Source organism: Flexistipes sp. (genome assembly GCF_036172515.1).
Taxonomy (GTDB): domain Bacteria; phylum Chrysiogenota; class Deferribacteres; order Deferribacterales; family Flexistipitaceae; genus Flexistipes.
The window spans coordinates 1-21,083 of the sequence record NZ_JAXKVW010000016.1 but is presented as its reverse complement, the minus strand read 5'-3'; the positions used below and the strand labels follow the sequence as shown (position 1 = coordinate 21,083).

The window sequence follows — 21,083 nt, the reverse complement described above, 5'->3', positions numbered from 1 at the left end:
TGTTGTTTTGATCAAAGGCTTTCACTTTCTTCCTTTTTCTTTTTTTCCTCTTTCATTTCGCCAATAATTTTACTTCTTATATCATCAAAAATTGCGTTTGCTTCAGGAATTGTTAAATCTCCTCTATTGGTCTTAATACACAAACCAAGCCATAATGCATGTAATGCGTGGGCATTAGGATCATTTGGATACTTTTGTATCAATGCTTCATATTCCATTATAGTTTCCTTATCATCACAGTAATATTCAGGAGTTTTATTATCTTTTGCAAAAGAATTGAAAGACATAAGAAAAAATAACCCTACTATAAAAAATATGGATTTTTTAAGCATTCTAAAACCCCAATAAATTAGCACCTAAAAGTTAAGTTTTTTTATTTATGCATAGATTTTCTATGCATATAAAGATGTTAAATAACTACAGTGTAAAACTAAAGACTTACATCTCCCGCCACATCCAGATCACCCTTCCCATGATCTGAAAATTGTCCGGTTCTGAGATATCAATTTCCTTATTAGGATATTTTTTGTTATCAGACACAAGCTCCACTGTCCTGTCATCAATCTGGTGAATATGCTTTAGTGTCAGTCCATATCCGCCAAAACCGTCTGATATTTTTACCAAGTATACATTTGAAGGGATTATTGTATCCAATGCCGGTGGTTCACTATAAGGGAGTACTGCTACTAAATCATTTTCCCTTAACATTGGCTCCATACTATCGCCTTTAACTCTAAATGCAAAACACCGCTCAGATATATTTTTCGGAACATTCTCGGCACTAATACATACCCATCCGTCAACTTCATCTGAAGAAATTTCGATAATTGCAGGAGTTGCAGCAGCTTTGCTTCGGACAAGAGGTATTTTTATATGATCAGGGTATTTGTCATTTAATTCTTTTTTATCTCCGTAAAATATATCTATACCCATATCTTCAGCAAATGTTTCCGGATTTTCTGCAATATCAGAATTAGTGAAAAAATAATCAAGGCTTACACCAAGTGCTTTCGATAATTTATATAACGTATCCAGATTATTCAGCTTCCTATGTCCGTTGAGTATTCTTGAAAGAGACACTTGATGGATACCAGCTTTTTCGGCGAGTTTGGAGACGCTTAGTCCAGCTTTTTTCATAGCTTTCTTAAGTTTGTCTTGTAGGTTGTCATATTTTATCATGTTTTAATGATAACCGATTGGTTAATTGGGTGCAACAAAAACTTATAAAAATGATTAAGAATCTTTATAAAAAATTGTGGACATTTATTTGATAGATCTATTAAAGGAAATATATAAACAAAAACATGGTGAAGATTACACTGAGATTTTATCTTCAGATATAAAATATGTTATGAAAAGATACGATGTATCACAGCCAGAAGCGGCTGAAATGATATATGAAAATCTTCAGGGATATAAAAACGACTGGATCTTGTTTGATTGATAGCCACAACTTTTTTTGAGTTGCTTGATCGATTTTTTATCTTTATAAATTTTATTATCATATTTATATTTGTTTAACAATATTGAAGAAGTAAGAGAAATGACTTACTGGTGGATGATAGATTATAACGAGAAACGGCCACATGATTCTATTGACGATTTAACACCAGCTGAGTATATGACGAAAAAAACAGAATTTTCTAACTAAAAACTGTCTCCTTAAAGGGGAAGGATACGCAGTCAAAACAATAAATAATATACGCACATCAACAAAAGGAGAATAGATCATGGACATATCATGGAACATAACAGAATCAGATATTCTAACAGTAAAAAATTTTCTGGCCAAAAATGAAAATCCATTTGTTCAGGTTAGAAGAAAAAGAAATATAGAAAAGCAAAACATTGTAATTAACAAAGACCAAATCATTAAGGCAATGATAATTTGCCTTTTAACTTCCCAACAACGATCTGGACCGAATTCAATAGTTGGACAATTTCTCCAAAAAGAACCTTTTCCAATAACAATGAACAAGCTTGAATATATTAATGATACTAAAAAATACATTAAAGAGATTCTGCAAAACAATGGACTAAAAAGGTATATTAACAGGATAAGTTTTTATTTTGATTCAAATTTTGACAGGCTTAAAAAAGAAAAGTGGACAATAATCAATAAACTCAATTCTCTAATTGAAAAAGATTCAAAAACAGAAGAAAGAATTGTAGCCGACAGTTTGGCAGAAAAATTTAAAGGGTTTGGACCAAAACAATCAAGAAATTTCCTTCAGACTCTCGGATTAACCAAATATGAAATTCCAATAGACTCTAGAATTACTAATTGGTTAAACAAATTTGGATTTCCAGTTACATTAAGTTCTTCTCCATTAGGAGATAAGGGTTACTATCACTTTGTGTCAGACGGAATCCAGAAACTCTGCGATAAGGCAGAAATTTATCCTTGTCTCCTGGATGCTGCTATATTTTCAAGTTTTGACAATGGAAAATGGACAGAAAAAAATATAATGTTTTGAAAAAATAATCATTAGAACCAAAGAGGCAAGTCTTTTCTTGACATTTGGTTTATTGCTAACCTCACATCCTTCAGCAGATGAATGATATTGGTGAATCTACAAAATGCGAACCTTTAAAAAGATATATGAGCTTAATTCAACAGATAAGTGTTATAGAGTAATTTGACTGAAGTTTTAATCTAACAATCACATCAAAGGACGGCAAAAACTCGGTGGTATTTCAAAGCTTTGTACTGTGCACTATAGTCATTGGTTTTTAAAAATTTATAGCCACGCAATCTCGTCGCCCCTTATGCAAACGTTATACTTATTGACTAAAGATTTTAAAAATGGCTCTCTTTACTGAGTATTCCGGGTCAAATTGAGCCAGCGTTCCGGTAAGGAAAACCAGAACATTTTCTAAAATTAATCAGGTTTTCAGCCTGTATATTTTCTTTCCTATATTATACTCTTTCTTTGCCCCGACAAATGAAGGGCGTACAAAAGTCAGCTTGCCGGATTGCAATCGCCTGATATGTCCACGCCGGTAATGGGGAGATTTTTGACTGCCGGTTCCACTCAACCTGTTTGCTTTGTCAATAACCGTCTTGTTAAACATATCTATATCAATAATATGTTTAATGCTCTGAGGCATAAGATACGGCTTTTTGTGTTTTGTTTTTTCAAGCCTGTTATGCTCTTTTGCTGTCAATTTTTGAGTTTCCTCAACTTTCAAAAATATTTTTGTATTAATTATAGCATTGGGAAAAAATAGATCATGCGTGGACTCTTTCATATGTCTCTGGATTTCTGCAAACAACTTAGCCGGCATATCATTGGTAATAGTTTCAACATATCCTTCCGGGAAAAAAGGATCACCACTCTTTGCATTATTTTTAATAAATATGGTTACATTTGAATCTTTAATTATGTTTTCGAGAGCATATTTCGAGAATGCAAATTTTCTAATGTCAAGTTCAGGTTTGATTTTGTTCTCTTTTATAGTCAAATCTACAATACTGAACTCAGAACCGAAGATATACCTAAATTCCTCAGTGGCAGGATAATACTCAAAAGTGTTAAATTTCAACTTCCGGTTTTCCATTAAAGAACGATTAAAGTGATACAAGTAATAAGTTCCCTGCCCTATTGTTTTGATTAAGTTGTTTCTAAGATCTGCCCGTTTTTCCTCAGTCAGATTAAAATCTTTTGCAAAATGCTCAAGCTCTTTTTCCATGTCTTGCTCAAACTGCTGCCCGTGCTCTTCATCCATTTCTTCATATGAGGGCGAATACATAAGATAAAGCATATTTTCCGAAGGTGGCATCACAACAAGCTCTTTATGCTCAAAATCAAGCAAATCCGGCAAAGTAATATCCAATTGGGAAAGAGTGTTATTCACCATCTTTTTGTCTAAATACAAAATTTCGGCTTCGTCGAGATTATTGAAATATCGGGGGTATTTGTTGAAAATGTGCTTTTTGATTTTGCTCATTATGTTTGATAAGTCGGTTGGCATCGATTAGTTCCTTTAAATACTTACTCGGTAAAACAATAACTCAGCTATATATTGGATTATCAAAATTATGTACCATACCTTTCAAACCATCTTTCACTGCCCATTCCGGTTCCATCATCTTCAAAACCTATATAAAGGTCTTCTGCCATTCTTATTACCACATCTTTCAGATATAAATTTTCAGCCCAAACTTTGGGGATAGCTGCTTCACCGTGAATCAAGCCTAAAATATTCCCACTTATAGAGCCGGTACTGTCACTATCGCCGCTATGATTTATTGATGAAATTAAACCTTTTTCAAAATTATCTTTATAATACAGAGAACAATATAAACTTATTGCAATAGCTTCTTCACCAACCCAGCCACCTCCAAGTGTTTCAATATTTTCAGCTGACGGTTCTTTCGTTTCAGATAGTTTGATTGCCTTGTTTAAAGCTGATAAGCATTCTTCAGAATCTTCTTGTGTTTTTAGTATTGCCATGCACTCCTTTACAGCCTTCTCGATACTCACCCCTGAGTTCAATGCTGCAATTAAAGCTGCAAAAAAACCGGCTGACAGGTATCCGCTTGGATGACCGTGCGTTATTTGTGCTGCAATGACACCATTTTCAAATGCAAACTCCAGATCTTTATAAAAAACCAAGCCAACTGGTGCAGCTCTCATAACACCGCCACAGCCTTTACTGTTATTTAATATAGTCCCCGGTTTGTAATCTTCAGTTTCTAAAAGTGCAGTAAGGCAAGTGTTACCGGGAGCTCTTCTTTTGTATAAACCATCAACTTGCAATAACCAACTGTCTTGAAATTTTGTATTGGGTTTGTCATATCCTTGAGTTTTGAGCCAGTTGCAGTAGCAATGAAAGCATATTGTATTTATTGCACCCCATATTCCACGAGAATTGGCTCTGTATAATGTTCTGAGCATAGCTTCAGCGGTAAAAAGAGTCATCTGTGTATCATCTGTAAATTCTCCATGTCCGTCTTCAAATTCAACATATCCGGTTACGCCTTTAACCCCATATCTTGACTTGATTTCCTCCCAAGTATCAAATTCAATCGGAGCACCCAAAGCATCACCAACTGCTCCACCCAATAAACATCCGATATAGTTTTCTAATGGTAATTTATCCACCATATGCAACCCTATTGAATAATTTTAAATATATTACTTCATTTTGTTGAAATATATCAATATGATATTTTAAGGAAACTTATGTATTATTCATTTTAGCAAATGACTAGTGGTATCATCTAATTACAAATATTAGCTGATTTTGAAATGTCCGCTTTTAAGGGAAGCTTACGTCTAAAGATACTTATATCAATTGCTTAATCAAGGATGCCAATACTCCGTCTTCTCCATCAATCTTGGCATCTTTCTTTACTTCTTCTAGTGCTTTGTTAAAATGGAATTCTTCTTTCTTACTCATATGTCACTCCGCATTGTTATTTTATAACAGAGTGACACAAAAAAATAAAACGCTCCCCCACAATAGGCTACAGAGAATTATTTATAACCTATGGAAGATTTGATTTCAAGAAAAAATCGGATAATTATCTTTTTGAAGCATTATTAAAACTATATACCCGAAAATAAATCTTTTAGAAGAATCCAGGTGCTATCTCACTATTTTTTATAACTTCCACTTTTTTAAGCGATATTATCAGCAAAACATGTTATATGCCATGCAGGGAATCAATTTTATCAAGATAAGTTTGCTCATTAGCTTTAAACTCTAACATTGAATCTAATACTGTGGGTTCTATCTACTTTTCCATAACAACTCTTTTATCTTTAATACATTGTACATACTATCATAACAGTAGAGATAAAATATATTAACTTACAATGTTTTTATTTTTTCTTGTGCAAAGGTCTAATACTATAAATGTTTACTGATTATTATATCACAGGAAAATCTTGTCATCCCTTCATCATCAAAACTGCACGTGTATGATCCCGGATATAACTCCAGCATTTGTTATTATAAATATTAGCGACTTTTAACAAGTCCGGCATTTCAAAAAAGTAAGTCAAATTACTATCAACATTATTTAAATCGAGATATTCGGATTTCAGGTAGCATTTGGAGTACAAAAGGAGGAAGTTCTTTGTCTGTTCTTCTGAAAGCCTGACTTTGTTAAGATGGTTAAACCGCTGCCTCTGTATTTCTTCAATTATACCAAAATGACAGAGTGTTTTCAGAAATGATCTTACAGACCTTTTTACAACATCTCTGTCTCCATGTTCGGATTGCATTTTTTTCGTTAGCACCGTTGAAGATAAATACCCTTGAGAATCATAACTTATTTGCATCTTTTTGGTAATAAACCTCAAAACCTCATGATCCATCATCAGCTTCGCAAGGAACAATGGGCGCAATTTATGTTCACTGTATTGCTTCACCCAATCTAAGAAAATATTATTCTCAATGGGCGCCCTTTTTTCCTGAAATGAATAAAGAAAGCTTCTGAAAATAACCGTTCTTGCCTTTCTCTTGCCCTCTTTGCCGGTTAATTCCTTCGCAACATCCTCAAAAACTTTATTGTATTCGGTAGGATTGGTGCCCACTTTTATTTCTTTTAAAATATTGTATATCCATTCGGGTTTAATGGGTCTGTCGAAACCTATCAATTCTCAACCTCCGCAAAAGGAACAATTAATTCTTCCACCGTTATTCCGCCGTGAGTTATATCAAGTTTTCCCTTATATGAAAAGGAATGTCTGTTTGTGGACAATAATGCATATTTTCCTTTTATAAAAGGTATATCGTATTTATCCAAATCATAGTTTTTCAGTAAACTTGTTTCAGAAACAATAACACCTCTTTTACAGCTTTCTTCTATCAAATACTTCTCTACTTTATCTCCATTACCCTCAGCCACAACAGTTCCATGATCAGAACAGATGTAAATTATATAACCACATGCTTTCAATATGTTTATCTCTTTAAAAATAGTGGAGTTTAAAAGGTAGTCTTCTGCCATTTTGAAAAAACCGGTTTTGCTTTTGTTATTTGGATTAATAACTGCACCATGGGCACATTCATCAAAAACGTTATATATTAATTTTACGCCCTCTATTCCGATTAAGTCATCTCCAGATTTTATTTCACCTTCCGAAAATGACTTTGTAGATAGTTCTGGGAATTGCCGTTCAAATTCTCTGTTTTCATCAATTTTTTTATTTCCATAGACAGCTTCATATTGACCGGAAAAAATTGATGTTCTGGAAATTTTTGTCGTTGTGGGTATCAAAGAAAATAGATACCTTTCATTTGTACTGATATTATATTGTGATAGAAAACTTTTCAGTAACTCCCATTCAGAAACACCCATCCCGTCAAAACAGATTAATGCAAATTTTTCAGGTTGATTCTTATCTATGTAGCCGGTAATTTTATTTACTGTTTTAAGGTTATTTACAGACGAATAAAAAGCATCTTTTATACCCCCTTGAAGTATAAAATTTTTGACACCCTCATCCATTTCTGCAACTAACTCTCTGTCAATATCTGAATCCAAAATATACGATAAATAGTTAAGCTTACCGTACATTTCTCCGACTTTTATAATGTCATCGTAATTACTTAAATTAGACGATAACCTTCGTATTCTGCCGGACAGCTGATTTTTCTCATAAAGGAGATCGGACTTCCTGCTTTCTTTTAATATTAAATCGAAATTACCTTTATTAATAAAACTATACTCGATTTTTTTATAAAAGTTGTATTTGATAACCTTTCTTATGTTTTCCAAAGACCGAGTATTTAAAAGGCTGTTCTCTATAACAAAAGGCAGGCTGTTTTCATTATAAAAGTTTACATTAAATCTTTTAGAAATTAATTGAACTGTCTCATTCTTTAACAGGTTTTCAGATCTTAAAAATACATTAGGATTTTCTTTGGATAAAAGGACTATATCATCATAAGTGTCTGCAATTTCATAATCGATATTGTTTATGCCGAGAAAATCTTGAATATCATCATCATGTATAAAATAAAAACGGTCAACAATGACCTTTTTATAAGGTTTATCCAGATCAAGCTTTTGTATATATTGATCTATAAACTTCACCTATTCAAACTCCAAAAAAGCGGCCTGAGACAGCTGAATTTTAGGAATGATGTTTTTCTGTTTCTCAAGACTTAAAAGTTGATTTTCCTTTTCTTTGGTAATACTTCTCAGCCTACTTTCCCGTATGTTCGAAATAGCAACCTCAGTAATGCTGTTACGCTTAAACTGGTAATAATCGAAAAGTTTTCTTTCATATTTCTCAATACCTTCCATCCATTCATTCTTTATTGATATAAAGATTTCTTCAGCTTTAGCGTCTGCCTCTTCATTGGCTTTAGCATACATCTTGTGAAAATCATAATCACTCGTGATTTTGCGAAGAGGTTCATATTTTTCTATTACATTCTCATCCAAATACCTGCTTATTCTCCAATTATAAAACTCATCATCTTCCATGAATACGGAAATATTGAAAGTCTTACTCTTCACATTGTTTCCGATATTTAACTTAAAGACAAACCATACCCCGGATATACCTTCAAACTTGTTAATGCGAACTTTTAATGCTGAAACTTTACCTAATGAATCACGTCTGATTTCATTTTTTATAAGATTTATTATGGGGTGTTTTATATTTATTATCTCAGCTTTTTGGTTCTCAATCGCTATATCAGGCTTAAAAGCAACCTTTCTGAAAATATTTGGCAGATTTTTCAGCTGAGGAAAAGGGTTGTGAAAAAAATACATATCTTCGTATTCTTTATACTTGTTGATGTCAATCTTCCTGTATTTCAAATAGTCGAAAACAAGCTGTTTTACAAGAAACTGTAAACGGTTATTTAGCAGGTCCTCAGCATTCTCTTCAAAATTAGAAAAAGGCAGCATTAATTCATCATTCTTAAGAATTTCATTTGCCCTGTTGTATATCTCTTCTGCTTTTATGTTGATTTCTTTCTCAAGTGCTTCAAGTTTATTAAAAGCATCCACGTATATTTTATCAAATGAAAATTCATCTTCCAAAAGACTTAAAACATCGGAATACTTATCATCTCCATATTGGGTTTTTATCAACTCCAGTTTAGTTTCAAGAATTTCCCTCACTCTGTCCTCAACTGTACCTTTAAGCTGAAAGTTAAATATGCGGACATCCTTTTCCTGTCCGATCCTGTCAATTCTACCGATTCTTTGTTCCAGTCTTGCCGGATTCCAGGGCAAGTCAAAATTTATCATACAGTAACAGAACTGCAGATTTATCCCTTCACCACCGGCATCTGTTGAAACAAGGAATTGACTATTTTCTCTAAAATCTTCTATCTGATTAATTCTCTCTTCTCTGGATAGTCCGCCGTGCAATAATGCACAAGAATAACCCAGTTTATCAAGATATTTGATTATTGCTTCCTGTGTCGCTTTAAACTCTGTAAAAATTATGAATTTCAGGTCAGCCTTACCCTCACGTCTGCAAATTTCATTTACTGTTTCCAGCAGGTACTCAAACTTCACATCCGAAAAATTCCGGGTTACTCTTTCAGCAAGTGCTATACATTCTTTTATAAATCTTTTTTCCACTTCCAGGTATTTTTCATTTAAAGGTTCTATCTCCAGTATTTTACTGTCAGCTTCATCGCTGTATTCAAACTCATCAAATTCTTCATTGTTATAGTGATTTTGTATTTCAGCAACCCTTTCATTATAATTTTCCAGAAAATTTAGTCTCCTTTTGAGAGAAGCTAATACAGCAAAACTGCTTGAAGACACTATCCGCTGATATAATATCACTAAAAGTATATAAGCTTTGTTACCTTCTTCTTTAGCAATGTTGTAATACGTTTGTGTATATTCCGTTACCTTGTTATACAGTTCTATTTCGTCCCTATTTTTATTTTCATTCCTTTTAATTTCTATAATAGAGGTAATGCGATCCTTGAATATTCGGTTCCCGTCAAAATCAACAGCTGCACGTTTCTTATTTCTTACAGCCACTTCATTAATAATTTCCGGAATAAGTGACTTTTCGTTTATAAATAAAAAGGGGTCTATAAGCCGTAACAGATTTAAAAATAATCCGGCATCCCCCTGGTGGGGTGTAGCCGTTAAAAGAAGCATAATAGGAATTCTCTCACTTAGGGATTTACCTACCTTGTATCTTGCAGTCTCATCGCCTTTTTCTTTTTTACTTAATTTGTGGGCTTCATCTATGATTACTATGTCAAAATCAGCGTTACCAATATCTTCATATATATGTCTATTATGCCACTCACGTCTTTTTTTCTCTTCTTTTGATAATTTTTCATGGATTTTTAACGGCTTTACTGAATCTATAGAAGCAATAATATTGTCGTGAAGAGTCCAAACATTTGTTTCTTCACCATAGCTTTGTTTTAATGCCCTTACATACTCTTTGGAGTAGATTACGAACTGTTCATTAAATTTATTGGAAAGTTCTTCATGCCACTGTGTAATAAGCCCTGACGGTACGACAATTAATGTCCTGTTTATAAATCCTCTCAGTTTCAGTTCTTCATACACGAGGGCTGCTTCAATAGTCTTTCCCAGACCCACTTCATCTGCAATTAAGCATCTTGGATTTAATTTATTTATTACAAAGTTTGTGACTAAAAGCTGGTGTGGCAGGGGTTTTATCTTAAAATTTGCCGAAGTTACTACTTTGTCTTCAGATAAGTTCTCTTCAATTTTCAAAAGTAGATTATTGACCATGAAGATTAAAGGATTTTCAAACTGTTTTTCAGATAAGAGAGTCAATGTGTCTTTTTTCTGGATGATATCATCATACTTAGTGGTAATTCTGCTTCCATCACCAAAAAGTAACTCTACATGCTTTTCTCCGAAAATTTCATCAAAACCGATTACAATGGCTATACCTTTATCCTGATATAGTCTGCTTTTAACTTCGTCACCAACATTCATTCAAAATGCCTTTTTTACAAAATTAGATGTTACCTGTTTTGATTTCTGCTATCTCTATAAAATCTCTTATTTCAGAATTCCTTTCCAATATTCTTTTATCCAGCTTTTTGGCTACCGTAAGAATGTCATCAAAGTTGCCCTTCTGATAAAGTGTCTGAAAGCCGAAAACAAGCGCCTCGTTTCTGCAGGATTTAATTTTTTTCCTGGAACTTTGGGCATCGAAAAATAATGAGTTAAAATCCCTCATAAGTTCCTTTTCTCGTTTTTGTCTCACTCTTAACTCTTCACCTTCAGTCGATGGTCTTCTGTATTTATCGTTCTCGGGAATAAAATTGTTTTCCAGGATATCTTTCAGTTCCGGTATATCATCATCCGATATATTTGCGACTTTTGTGAAATAAGTGTATATAGTGCTGTAATCTTTTGGTTCTTCAAGAAAGTTATTAAGCCATATAATAGCAGTTTTTTCATCATATACTAAAAGTTTTTCGGCAGCATAGGCACTATCAACAATACCGTCTAATTTCATCTTCTTTTTGTATTCCATGTATTTTTCCAGCTGATCTCTGTTTGCAAACCAGTATCCATCCTCTTCATAAAATGTTTCTTTCAGCATTGAATAAAAATCTCTTGAGTCATACCTGACTATATATCCATGCCTCAGATAATATGAAAGCATTTTGGAATACAGCATCTTTTCCGTCCTCTCAATGTTTGGTGTGGGTGTGAGATTATTCAGCTGCATCCTGATAAAGTCTTCCTCCATACCCTCTCCGGCATTTTCCAGGAATTGTTTCTCAAAACCCTTAGGCGGTTTATAAGCGGAAATCACAAGGTCATTTTTCACTGCTCCTGTTGAGGTTACCTGTTTAAAAGACCCTTGCTGTTTATCCAGAATACTGACATTGGCTATTACAAATCCTGCTTTTATCATGGCTTCCTGTATTGCATTCCATACGGATGATTTTGAGTTATGAAATACTACAGTAATCCACCTTTTAGGTTTCAGTACTCTATAGTACTCCTGAAAGGATTTTAGCATAAGTTCGGAATATTCAACCAAAGATTTACCCTGGCTTTTATTTACAATTGCTTCTGATTCGTTGTTTGTGAAAACTTTCAGCCATGCTTCCCAAAGAAAGTTTAACTCGGAATACATTAGGTTATCGCCAAAAGGTGGATCAGTGAAAATATAGTCAACTGTTAGGTTGTTGATATTATTTTCAATTAAGCTATTAGTAGAAATTATATTATAAGAGTCAGGTATATTTCTGGCTGCATTTACAATTCTTTTTATTTTATTATAATATGCTATTAAAACATTAGATTCTGATATTTGAGATGAAATATAAAGTGTCCCACTTAAAGGGTTATATGGGAAGCTTACACTTGGTCTACTTCTGTTTAATTTGCTAATATTTATAAGCTGAGAATTAAAAAGCAATTTTGCTAACGGTGGTTGACATTTATCTTTTAAACAAGCGAGTATCCATAAATTCCTTTTAGTATAAAAATGATGAACATGAGTTATTCCATAATGTACCCCTTTACGCCAAGTGTCCCCCCATTTACTCCCCTTGTTCATCATTTCATTTGTTGGAAACCAATACGGGATATCCATACTATTTATTTTATCAATTAAGGTGAAATCATTTTCATCAGGAGTCTTCTCATATCTCCTCCCGTCATATGAGTAATTAATCATTACAGGTATTTGTTTTGCCTGTGTCACTTCTTTTCCTATAACATGGTCATAAAATTTTATACATGATCTTTCACACTCGTTTTTTGTTATTTCTGCACTACATGAGGGGCATTCAAAATTTTTCAGCACCTTGCCATTTTCTTTATCTACTGCAGCATCCCAGAATACTATTTCACCGCCGCAGTAAGGACATAAAAACACATCAGACCATACGGTATAATTTATCTTACCTGAACCTAAATGCTTTCCGCCATCATCGTATTTTTCATCTTTATAATGATCTGTCTCATACATCCAGCCACATTCTTCCTCCACTTCTTCCAGGATTCTTTTTGCTTCACTTTCAAATTCTTCTACATTTACAGGTGTGTTGTAATTATATGCTATAAAGGTGGCAGCAGGTGACAAATCAGACAAAATAGCTTTTCTGCCCAGCTTTTGGGCACCTACTCCGGTCATACCTGTGCCGCAAAATCCGTCAAATACTATGTCCCCTTCATCGGTATAATGTTCGATATATTTCATTATAGCCTTATAAGGCACTTTTGTATGATATGTGTGTGCATTATAGATGGGGTCGTTTTTCCCTTCACTTACATCCCCCACAAAAGGTTCTCTGTGATAATTATCGGTTTCTTCATCATACGGAGTGCCGTATTCTTCAATAAATTTATTGATATAGGGATTGGGGCAGGCTGTATAATATGGCGGATCAGATAACTCCAAAATATCCTCATCTCTGCCATGTGGGTAACCCTCTATTTTTTTTATTTCATCCAAATATTCTCTCAAAGGTTTATCAATCTTCATTGCCACTCTCCAATTTTATACGAATATTTGCTTTGTCTTTTCCTGCCAGTAAATCGGATAAAAATTTATTAAAATTTTCTTCTATTTCTTCCACAGTAAACATCTCTTCACCGGGGAAAATCTTATTTTTAAAATCATCTTCTTTTATATCCACTACTGAGATTTCACGGAATAATTTATTTATAGTGTTAACAGTGTCAGTATCCAAAGTATCCGGAAGTTTTTCATTTTTTAGGATATCGTTGATAAGCTGTTTTTCACTGTCTTTGTCAAGAAATTTCACATTATCTCTATATTCTCTGATATGCTTTAGCGTATTTTTTTCATATTGTTCCAAAAGTTTCTCAAATTCATCTCCGATATTATTTATCTCAGATAATATCGATGAGTAATTTATATCGTCCTTCGGGAAAAAGCATTTCTGACAAAATATGTGTGAGTCCAGTTCATCAAAAAGTCCTTTGTTTTTGCACTCAACTCCTGTCAACTCCCGGACTTTTGAGGTCAGTTGATTAAGTTTTACATCGTTGATAAACTTAACTCTGCTGAGTAAATTCAATCTTTTGAAAGTTTCATTATATAAAAGGTCTTTCAGGGATTTCCAGTCAACCTTAGAACCCACATATTTCTCATGTGCCGGATAGTAGATATCTTTTTTGTAGATAGATTTGAACTGGTCGATTTTACCTTTAACAGCATTTCTTGTGACTATGTCCATAAACGACGCAAAATCACCGCATTCACTGATGATATTGTCATATAACTCCATTATTTTGTTTCTTTTCTGTGTGTTTGTAACAATAAATTTGTTCTGTTCAATCAAATCGTTAGCCTTATGAACATATTCGATATCGGGTTTTATCTGTAAATATTCATTCAGTGCGCTTTCGACATCTTCTATTTTTTTAATCAGATTCTTTACTTTTGCAATGTCTCTCTCATATGATTTTAGCTTATAGAATTGAGTTACATTAGCCAGATCGAATTCTTCCCATTTTATTTCGTTGATTGATTCTATCTCATTGCTGACATCTTCAAGATTAATATAAGAATCAAACCTGTTTTGTAATTTGTCATAAATTTCATGGATATTTTTGATACTGTTTAATACTTCTGCGACTTTTTCCTTGTAATCTTTAAAAGCACGCATCCTTGTTTTATCATTTAAAATCTCATCTCCGTTTCCTCCAAAAGCATTCAGTATCAATGCTGCAGTATCATAAGACTGGTTTTTCTCCAACTTGACATAAAGGATATTTTCAAAGGTACTTAATGAACCCAGCTTACCCTGAATATTATCGATATTTATTGATATACCGCCTTTTGCCTGCAAGATTGTTTTCCCCAGTATTGTTGTTAAAGACAGAATAAAGTAAACAACCTCTTTCTCTAAACCGTATTCACCTTCAGATAATGGTCTGGCAATATCATCGTCAATTTTAACGGCCTGTTCAGATTTGTCTTTAATAGTATTTATTATAAATTCTGCCACAGGGGATTCTGAAATACTGGGATATTTATTTTCATCAAGCAGTTTTAATGAACTGAGAAATTGTACAGTATTTTGCTGCAGTTTATTGAAATTGCCCTTTTGCAGTTCGTTAAGATGATTATCCAGTGTTTTTACAATGTTCAAAGATGAAAAATTAGAAGGGTACTTAGGATGCAAGGGATATTTACTGTTAAACAGTGGATCAAAAAGATTGGTTTTTATTTCTTCCAAAGTCTCATAAAGGCCTGCATCTTTTGTTGTTAAATAATGAGAGATATTGATATTTTCATCATTGAGGATAAAGCTTCCATAGTTAACGATAATTTTTGACAGTCTGTGGGCAAAACCAGTATGGATGATACCATCTTTTCTGTGCCCATTTATTTCCTCATCTAATTTCTTTCCCATAATAGTCTTTTGGAAGTTTAAGTTATAAAGCTGCCTGATCGCAGCTATTTTCCTCAAAATGTGTACATTATCCCCGCTTTTTATTGAGATTTTTATTTGAAGCTGATTATCTCCAACAGGGGAAACATTTTCATCACAGTACGGTGAAGTAAAAACTATCTCGTAATCTCTTTTTCCCAAATTTTGTGTCAGAATATTTTCTTTTTTATTGAATAATATATAACCTTTTCTAAAAGACTTTTTACTCTTCCACTCGCATTCATCCTCAAATACGTCTGGTATATTCTTATAGCGATGAATATCCAGTTCTAATAATCTCTCAAGCTGTCTAAAAAGTTCCTGTTCCATTTCATCATCGGAAACACTATCAATTCTTTGCTGAATCTTTTCATCAGGATCTATGCCAAGTTTCGTGTCAAGAGTGATATATTTGTAGCCAGTGGATTTGTCATCACGCATCTTGAGATATTGACCATCGGAAGCTTCACGTATTTTTTTGATTATCAAGCTTACATAATCTTCTGAGGAAAGACTCTCCATGTGAGGTAAAAGCATCAGTTTATTTGCCAATTCTTTTGCTGTTGTACCTTCATTAGTATCCCTGAGAGATAAAACAACCAAACCTTTTATAATTTTTATGGCATCTTCCTGATATTTTCTATCAACAGTGCTTTTGATCTTATCAAAAAGTATGGAAGAAACCCTGATATAGTCTGATACTTCCTGTAGATTCTTTTTATTAGGGTCTATGGAGATAATATCGTAAATTTTCTCAAAAGTAAGCAGGAAGGGGAAAGGCTTATCCAAACTTTTCTTAATCTCAGATACAGCAAACTGGATCACACCTCTTTTTTCAAAAAACGGTAAGGAATTAAACATTTCTATCAGTGTTGGTGTAAGTGGAAAAAGGTCTATATAGCTATTAAGATTATTGCCGACATCTTCTATTTTCTTTAAAAAAGGCTTGAATTTTTCTTCAAGATGATGTTTTTGTTCGTTTGTTTTGGATACTATCCTTTCTGATATTACTTTTTCTACATCCTCTTTAACTATGATTATATTTTGAAATCTTTCCCTTACACGGGATATCTCAGATGCAGCTTCTTTAAACATAGAACTGCTGAAAATATCTTCCTGCATAGAACCGACAAACATAATGTCATTTTCCTGGGCTACCTGTCCGACTACTCTTAAAAACTGTAAGTCCTGTTTCATGGGTTCTTTATTCTTCATGGACAAAAAGTCTGAGATTTCATCAATTGCTACAAGTAAGCCGGCAGCGGAGTCTTTCTCTTTGATTTTTTCAATCACATATTCGATATTTTTCTTATCATCATAATCTTTCTCAAAATCAAACTCTTTAATATGTATGTCATACTTCTCCGCAAGCTGGCTTTTACATTTATCAAAAAACCATCTTCTTAATTCCACTGGTCCTGACTGTAATTCAAAATAAACCGTATAGAATTTCCGGTCATATGTTTTTAATTGTTCTTTAATCTTATTATTGTTTACAAATTCAGATAGTTCCGGATTTTCGACTATCGATGTAAGCATTGCCACCAAATGCGATTTACCACTCCCGTAATTACCAATGATGTTTCTTGCTTTGTGGACAGGCTTGACTAAGTCATCAAAAAATTCTGAAACCTGCTCTTCCAGTTTATCTGAAAAGATATAGCTGCTGACTACCTGCTTTTTACGATCTTTAGTCTTAAGTGTATCAATATCGACTACATCTTTAATCGTTTTAAAATTAAAATATCTCCCTATGGCATCATCAGGCAGATCTTCTACATCATATTCAAGGTTTTTATCTGGTGTTCTGATTGTATCTTCGTGCTTTTCGAAATCATCAGAAATTTCCTCGATGGGTACCAGATTAATATCTCTGATTTCTTTGTCGTAATGGTTTTCATTACCTAATTCTCCGTAATAAAGTCTGTTACCAAGCTTCTGTTCATCATCCAAAAACATTACTACTGAGTTTTTACCTCGTGTATTATACTTGAAAGCCTCAATGGGTGAAATCTTGGTTAAATCATCTAAGTACAGTATACTACCATGCAAAAGAATAAGTTTATCCGGCATTTTCATAAACCATTCTTTCAGCTTAGATCTCATATCAACTTCATTTTTTATCTCGTTTTCATATTCCTTTTTCAGTTTGCTAAACTCTGCTTCAATGTCTACTACCTGCCAGCCTTTATCTGTTAAATAATTAATAATCTTATCTTGCTTTTTCTTATCCCTGCCTATAATTGCAAGCAAATGATATGTGATATTTTGAGTCTGATAGATTAGAGAATTTAAGTCTTTTAGCTTTTCTTTCTGATTTTTAGCCATATAATTTCCTCCGAGAAAAATAACAATTACATTGTAACTTAACTGACAATAGATTTCCAGTCGAATGGATATATTCTCTGCAAGTTGATGATTTTTCAAAAATAATTTTTCCACTGTAGTTTACTTGTACAATTCAACACATTTATTTCTTTCATATTTATTTCATCATAAATAAAAACTTAAAATAGCACTTTAGCTAATTCTATTTCTGTTTTGATAAAAGCCAATTGTTAGAAACTTTAGAAATAAGTCAACTATATTTAATTACGAAAAATTCTCTTCTTGTAAGTAAAGCAAATATGGTTCTCAGTAGCTTATTGCATAGTGCGATCATAGCCTTCCGGTGTGACATCCCCTCTGATTTCTTTTTCAAATAATATGCCCTGAAATAATCATTGAATTTCATAACCCCAGTGGCCATAAGATATAACGCTCTCCGAAGGGATTTGTTCCCCTTTTTGGTTACTTTCCCTTTGATATTTACGCTAGTACCAGACTCCTTGAACGAGGGATCAATGCCTGCATAAGCAGAAAGTTTATTCCTGTTCTCAAATCTGTTAATATCCCTTACCTCTACAATAAAATGAGCAGCTGTGGTATTTCCTATGCCTTTGATAGAACTTAGTATTTCCATATCATCTTTTTTGGAATCGTTTATCTTATCTATAAAATCATTTGAAATCTCCTCAAGCTGGCTCTGAAGAAATTTAAGACTTTTTATATTATGCTCCACAATCTTTGCATAACCTTCTGATGATATACCTATGGAATCTAAGGCAAGTTCTTTAAATCTATCATAAGTCAAAGAAAGATTCCTGCCCTTCTTGCCCTTCGATGCTTTGTTAAACACTCCTTTCAATTTAGACTTCGGAGCCTTTCTTATACTTTCAGGGGTAGGGAATACCTCAAGGATATTAAGAATTGTATCATTGAAAATGTTGCATTCTTTGACAATCTCAGGAAATACCAAATTCAAATTCTGTTTGAGTTGGGTTTTTGTTTTGGCTATCTCTTTTACTATATTTTCCCTGAGCCTTGCCAATGCAGTCACCTCGTCCACCGAATAAGGAACAAAGCGATCTAAATATTCGATATTTTTAAATATAAACTTTCCAATTGTAACAGCATCAAGCTCATCCGTTTTTGTCTTTCTCAGGCTTGAGCCCTCAGAAAATTTTTTTATCAAAGCGGGATTAACAAGAGCTGTTTTGAAATTGTTTGCACCTAAAAAAGACAACAGGTTTATGTGATAACTGCCGGTGGATTCCATAGCAATTATGATATCCTGGTAAAAATCTAGCTTGGATTTAAACTCCTCGAATCCAGTCCTGTTCATTTCAATGCAGCCATTGTCAATGTTCTCAAGGTCACCATTGATAACTGCAAAATTGAACTTATCTTTTGATACATCAACACCGATAAAATACTTGAACATTTTTATTTTATATATCCTTAATAACCTTTGTGGCAACCACCATAACATAAAAAAAACGTAGGAGAGCTTTGATTTATTGATAAATTTATTAAGTTTTTAAAATCGATATTCTACACCAAACCCTTTTCCCTCATCATAGTCTCCAGTTCCTTGCCGGTTACTATCAAATATACCGAAGTATTTAATATTGAAGAATGGCCTAACAGTGCCTGAATATGATTCAACGGCATACCGGCATTTATTAGTTCTATTGCCCTTGTGTGCCTTAATGCATGTGGATGAACCTTATCTTTAGCAATTTCTGCTCTTTTTCCAATTTCCTGCATTTTTTTGTAGAAATTGGGCTGACTTAGTTTAAATACTTCACCTTTCATATCCGGAAACATCGCAAGATATCTTAAAAGCTCGTTTATAGCCTCGATAGGTACTGGGACAGTCCTATATATCTTTCTTCCCTTTTTCCTCTTCAGTGTTATCAGCTTTACCCTGCTGTTCCTGAAATCTATATCTTTTGTGTCATCTATGTTTAACACTTCCGATATTCTCGCCCCGGTGAATCTTAAAAACAAAAATGTGATCCAGTATTTACCGGCATTCTTTTTCTTTTTAGCCTTGTCATAATAATCCTGAAATTCCTTAGTCAGACGATTAAGTTCATCCTCTTCAAAATATTTTATCTTGCTTGCTTCTTCTGCTAACTGAGGAAGACCCGGAATTTGAATATTAGCCACCGGCAGTCACCAATTTAAAAGCTTCTTTTCTTTTGTTATTAATCCTTTTGTCCAAACACTCTTCGCAGACAAATTCACCAGAATTCACCAAATCACCCAATTCAGGCGTAAAGTACCTTAATTTATAATTACTCTTTTTCTGGCCACAGTCTGTACAAGCAATATCTTTGTTCATAGCACACTCTCCTTTTATGCTTTCCTAAGTTTTTCCCCGCAGTATTTGCAGGCATATTCAGCTTCTTTACGTTTAATGCGGTTATGTCTAATTGAGCTTAGTTTATATGTGTTGCACCCGCATTTATAAAAATACCCTTTAACTTTTCTTGCTTTTGTTGTGGGCATATTATGAGTGGTTTTCGGATTATCCAGCCCCAGAGTCCTGGCTACATATTTCCACTCTTTACCGTGAGGCTTTGCATTAGGCGATATAGAAAAAGTCACAAAATGTGCAACTTCGTGAACCAAGACTTCATTAGTCATTTTTTCCGGATATTTTAAACAGAGTTCTTTGTTTAACCTGATCTCTTTTTTAGCAGGATTGACTATTCCTGCTCTTTGACCTTTTAGATTATATGAAATTTTCAGGTTGGATATATCAACACCGAATTTTGATTGAGCTAACCTATTCAATTCATCTCTTTTTTCAATAATTTCATGTTTAAAATAACTGCTAATTTCCTGCAATTTTTTACCTTTATTAATATTAATACATATTGTAATAATATACTTTAATGCCAAAAAAATCAAGTGTTTTTTGACAGATATTTTGCTTTTATTACTTATTATACAGGGATTGAATCGGAATTAATTTATCTATATGATTATAACTAAAATCATATAGTTAGTCATTATAACAATATTTTTTAATTAGATGTACTTTTTTTCGTATTTCAATAATAATTATTCAGATACGAAAATTACAGGCATTTTGATTTTTGGAATGTTATAAACAAAGATGCAAAGTCGAGAGATCTCTTTCAAATAATATAATATAATATACTATACAAATATGCGTGTGTGCTTAATTCATCCAGACCTACAAATCAAATGACCTATACAACCTCTAAAACCATTACGACTTCTACAATATTAAAAATATATATCTTAACCGTCAAACTCGTCACGTATTCTGGCAAACTCTTTTTCCAACGCCATAAACGCTTCCGCCACATCAGGATCAAAATGCGTACCGGTATCTTTTTGAATAATCTCCACCGTTTTTTCATGGGGGAAAG

Annotated in this window: 14 protein-coding genes and 1 pseudogene; 2 read left to right on the top strand and 13 right to left on the bottom strand. The window is 33.4% G+C overall.

What is annotated here, in order from left to right; translation table 11 throughout:
• Positions 1-11: 11 nt before the first annotated feature.
• Together UMU13_RS09960 and UMU13_RS09955 are read right to left on the bottom strand one after the other, a co-directional pair.
• Positions 12-332: a hypothetical protein gene (locus UMU13_RS09960; RefSeq protein ID WP_328218820.1), complete on the bottom strand. Its 321-nt coding sequence runs from the start codon at positions 330-332 to the stop codon at positions 12-14.
• Between the two features lie 106 nt (positions 333-438).
• Positions 439-1,179, bottom strand: coding sequence for an XRE family transcriptional regulator (locus tag UMU13_RS09955; RefSeq protein WP_328218819.1), 741 nt, complete (start codon positions 1,177-1,179; stop codon positions 439-441).
• A gap of 328 nt (positions 1,180-1,507) precedes the next feature.
• Here UMU13_RS09955 and UMU13_RS09950 point away from each other — a divergent pair.
• Both UMU13_RS09950 and UMU13_RS09945 read left to right on the top strand, forming a co-directional pair.
• Positions 1,508-1,651 (top strand): annotated as a pseudogene (locus UMU13_RS09950) (integrase core domain-containing protein); the annotation flags it as partial.
• Between the two features lie 79 nt (positions 1,652-1,730).
• Entirely contained in the window at positions 1,731-2,477 is a 747-nt protein-coding gene (locus UMU13_RS09945) for a hypothetical protein (protein ID WP_328218817.1), read from the top strand.
• A gap of 409 nt (positions 2,478-2,886) precedes the next feature.
• On the opposite strand, the gene UMU13_RS09940 is transcribed toward UMU13_RS09945, so the two are convergent.
• The 11 genes from UMU13_RS09940 to UMU13_RS09890 all read right to left on the bottom strand — a co-directional run bounded on the left by UMU13_RS09940 (position 2,887) and on the right by UMU13_RS09890 (position 20,478).
• Positions 2,887-3,975 (bottom strand): hypothetical protein, encoded by a 1,089-nt coding sequence (locus UMU13_RS09940; protein WP_328218815.1) that lies wholly within the window; start codon positions 3,973-3,975, stop codon positions 2,887-2,889.
• Positions 3,976-4,040: 65 nt separating this feature from the next.
• On the bottom strand, positions 4,041-5,111 hold the full coding sequence (locus UMU13_RS09935; RefSeq protein ID WP_328218813.1) for an ADP-ribosylglycohydrolase family protein: 1,071 nt from the start codon (positions 5,109-5,111) through the stop codon (positions 4,041-4,043).
• 789 nt (positions 5,112-5,900) lie between these two features.
• Complete coding sequence (locus UMU13_RS09930; protein WP_328218811.1) at positions 5,901-6,611, bottom strand: hypothetical protein; 711 nt, start codon at positions 6,609-6,611, stop codon at positions 5,901-5,903.
• A complete protein-coding gene (locus tag UMU13_RS09925) occupies positions 6,608-8,053 on the bottom strand; it encodes a PglZ domain-containing protein (protein WP_328218809.1) in 1,446 nt (481 codons plus the stop codon). The genes UMU13_RS09930 and UMU13_RS09925 overlap by 4 nt, the downstream gene beginning before the upstream one ends.
• Positions 8,054-10,921 (bottom strand): DEAD/DEAH box helicase, encoded by a 2,868-nt coding sequence (locus tag UMU13_RS09920; protein WP_328218807.1) that lies wholly within the window; start codon positions 10,919-10,921, stop codon positions 8,054-8,056.
• A 22-nt stretch (positions 10,922-10,943) separates the two neighbouring features.
• The gene (locus UMU13_RS09915) at positions 10,944-13,436 is read right to left on the bottom strand and encodes a DNA methyltransferase (RefSeq protein ID WP_328218805.1); all 2,493 of its coding nucleotides are present in this window, start codon (positions 13,434-13,436) and stop codon (positions 10,944-10,946) included.
• Positions 13,426-17,682, bottom strand: a complete 4,257-nt coding sequence (locus tag UMU13_RS09910) for a DUF6079 family protein (protein ID WP_328218803.1) — start codon at positions 17,680-17,682, stop codon at positions 13,426-13,428. Before UMU13_RS09910 ends, UMU13_RS09915 begins: the two co-directional genes overlap by 11 nt.
• Before the next feature lie 250 nt (positions 17,683-17,932).
• On the bottom strand, positions 17,933-19,117 hold the full coding sequence (locus tag UMU13_RS09905) for an IS110 family transposase (RefSeq protein ID WP_328218801.1): 1,185 nt from the start codon (positions 19,115-19,117) through the stop codon (positions 17,933-17,935).
• Between the two features lie 110 nt (positions 19,118-19,227).
• Positions 19,228-19,848 carry a tyrosine-type recombinase/integrase gene (locus UMU13_RS09900; RefSeq protein WP_328218799.1) on the bottom strand — a complete coding sequence of 207 codons (621 nt, stop codon included), beginning with the start codon at positions 19,846-19,848 and terminating at the stop codon, positions 19,228-19,230.
• The gene (locus UMU13_RS09895) at positions 19,841-20,023 is read right to left on the bottom strand and encodes a hypothetical protein (protein ID WP_328218797.1); all 183 of its coding nucleotides are present in this window, start codon (positions 20,021-20,023) and stop codon (positions 19,841-19,843) included. The genes UMU13_RS09900 and UMU13_RS09895 overlap by 8 nt, the downstream gene beginning before the upstream one ends.
• A 14-nt stretch (positions 20,024-20,037) precedes the next feature.
• A complete protein-coding gene (locus UMU13_RS09890) occupies positions 20,038-20,478 on the bottom strand; it encodes a SprT family zinc-dependent metalloprotease (RefSeq protein WP_328218795.1) in 441 nt (146 codons plus the stop codon).
• Between the last annotated feature and the right edge of the window lie 605 nt (positions 20,479-21,083).